The following is a 2,372-nucleotide window of genomic DNA, read 5'->3' as shown; positions in this document are numbered from 1 at the left end:
ATAAAGGGCCCCGGAAGTAATGACCGCTTGTATAATGGTAAGGAATCAGATAGTGAGACGAGTTGGCTGGATTATGGAGCGAGGCAGTATGATAACTCCTTGGGGAGATGGATGGTGGTTGACCCATTGGCGGAAAGCCAGGAGTCGTGGAGTCCATATCATTATGCATACAATAACCCAGTTGGGTATGTTGATTTATATGGATTAGCTCCAAGTCAGGGAGCAGATGACCTGAGTAATGAACAATGGATAAAGTCTTCAAATCCTGGAAATAGAGGATCTGAGGCTTTAGGAGGATCACCATATCTTGAAAAGTATTACCGGACATTAAATAAGATAGAGGGAAGGGCGTCAAATCTGAGGAATTATAAATATCCTAAGGGTGAGTGGGATTTTTATGCTCCAGGAAGAGAAGGTACGGATGAGCATTTTAGGATATATGGATTTGATAATCGAACACATATATATTATGACAGTTGGTTTCATGCGAAAATAAGTTTTGCGGAACAACATGCCTATAATATGTATATTGATGGGAAAGGGATAGAACCAGTTAACATCGAGTTTGATTTGATTTCATTGGGGATAGGGGTAAGGAGCTTTGGTTTAGGTCTAATGGAATCTGCTACCGCTGAGGGGGGGTATATAAATTTGGCAAGCTCTGGACGAACAGCTCATATCTTAGCTGGAGATGCTACTGGTGGAGGGCATGCATGGTTTGGAAGTTTAAAAAGTTTTGCAAACGGATTGACGGGTTCTAAAAGTATGTTCCCTGCGACATGGAGTAATTCTAAAATTATGCACGCAGTATCTGATGTGGTTGTTAATAATCAGTGGATTCAGCAGACGGGTAAGGCTGGTGCAATGTTTACTAAAAGTGGGCAGCCAGTGAGATTTGTCGTAGAAGGAACCTATCAAGGAACAAGAATGAGAGTAATTACTACTCATACAGATATCATAACAGCTTTTCCAATTAAATAAAATAAAATCATGAAAACACTAGTAAATGCTTTATTAAGGCTAATTGAGATTGCAAAAATTCTTGGATTAGATGATCGTGATTTAGAAAATGCTAAAGAATTTTTGATGCATAATGAGTTTGGTTTGTGCTTTGACACAATAATAACACAGATGTATGAATACGATATTGAAATTGATAATGATTTTTATGAATCAATTTCTAAAATTGGCGAGAGGATGAATTTGAAACAAGAAAGTTATTCCTTTATGAAAGAACTCATAAGGGATGAGAGTAATGTTCCTAAACCAGTGAAGGATGAATTGGCGAGGATTATTGCCGGTTTAATAGAGTAAAAATGCCGCTAAGACGAGTACACAGTTTACTAAGTCCAGTTTACAGCTTGGGCAACAGATGCATAAGGCGTATCATGCGGGTAAAGTAGGTAAAGAGTTCAGGTTGTTAAGTGGAAGGCGGATAGATTACCTTGATATGCAAAACGGCATCATTTACGAATTGAAGCCTAATAACCCTAGAGCCATTTTACAAGGGCAAAAGCAATTACAAATGTATTTGCAAGAGCTACAGTCACCTGCAATGCTGCAAAAATACCCGCAGTTTAAAGGCATTCAATGGAAAACAGTTTTAGATACTTATTGATAATGGACAGTAAAGAGTTTAAAAAAATGTTTGGTGAAGTGGCCAAGGCCAATGAGTTTAAAAGTGCTTTTGGTGGTTGGTATAAGGAAAGCACGGAATGCATCACTGTCCTTGAACTCCAAAAATCCAACTTTGGTGATTATTACCAACTTCTGATAAAGGTGTTTATTCAGGGTGCTTTTGAAAGCACGTATACACCCAATAAGGAATTAATAAAAAGTTCAATGGGTCATATCACGGCAAATGAAACACCTGAATATAAAGCTGTCTTAGATTTTGATGAGCCAATGGAGGATAATATCAGGAAAGAGCGTTTGGAGAAACTTTTTAAAAATCATATTTTACCCTTTACCAATAGAGCTTTATCAAAGGCAGGCATAAAAGATTTAGCCAACAAGGGAGAAATTTTCTTACTACCTGCAGTCAAAGAAGAGTTAGCATAAAAAGCAAAAGCCCCGGCGTATCGCTTGGGTTTTTTAAATGATCCTTATAGGTCAGAAATATAACTGATAAGTGCTGCGAAAATATTTTTATAAGGCAGCAATATTTTTACTGAAGAAGTCCTTAAACTTTTTGTTGGTAAGCATTTTATCAATCAGGCGGAAAATGGTTTGCCTGTCTTCCTCGTCAAGCTGCTGGATAAGCCGCATCTGCCCCCCCTGTCCGTAGTCGAAAAGACTACGGATAATTCATGGGGTAAAGTGTCTTTGACACGGTAAGTACTATAGTATGTCAAATTACTGTTTTCATTTCA

General features: G+C 38.0%; 3 protein-coding genes and 1 pseudogene. All 4 read left to right on the top strand.

Annotated features, from left to right (window positions below; translation table 11 throughout):
• The coding region (locus tag BM179_RS24965) for an RHS repeat-associated core domain-containing protein (protein WP_177219513.1) at positions 1–981 on the top strand (981 nt) is incomplete at its 5' end.
• Between the two features lie 9 nt (positions 982–990).
• Positions 991–1,314 carry a MafI family immunity protein gene (locus BM179_RS24960; RefSeq protein ID WP_092019874.1) on the top strand — a complete coding sequence of 108 codons (324 nt, stop codon included), beginning with the start codon at positions 991–993 and terminating at the stop codon, positions 1,312–1,314.
• Between the two features lie 37 nt (positions 1,315–1,351).
• Positions 1,352–1,618, top strand: a pseudogene (locus BM179_RS24955) (hypothetical protein); the annotation flags it as partial.
• A gap of 2 nt (positions 1,619–1,620) precedes the next feature.
• Positions 1,621–2,061 (top strand): DUF4304 domain-containing protein, encoded by a 441-nt coding sequence (locus BM179_RS24950; protein ID WP_092019872.1) that lies wholly within the window; start codon positions 1,621–1,623, stop codon positions 2,059–2,061.
• Positions 2,062–2,372 lie beyond the last annotated feature (311 nt).

The organism is Pseudarcicella hirudinis (genome assembly GCF_900115665.1).
GTDB lineage: Bacteria > Bacteroidota > Bacteroidia > Cytophagales > Spirosomataceae > Pseudarcicella > Pseudarcicella hirudinis.
The sequence above is the reverse complement of the archived record's forward strand: the minus strand, read 5'-3'. Positions and strand labels throughout refer to the sequence as shown.

Coding starts and splice junctions, on each gene's coding strand:
- BM179_RS24950 (WP_092019872.1), top strand. CDS start 1,621: ATGGACAGTAAAGAGTTTAAAAAAATGTTTGGTGAAGTGGCCAAGGCC.
- BM179_RS24960 (WP_092019874.1), top strand. CDS start 991: ATGAAAACACTAGTAAATGCTTTATTAAGGCTAATTGAGATTGCAAAA.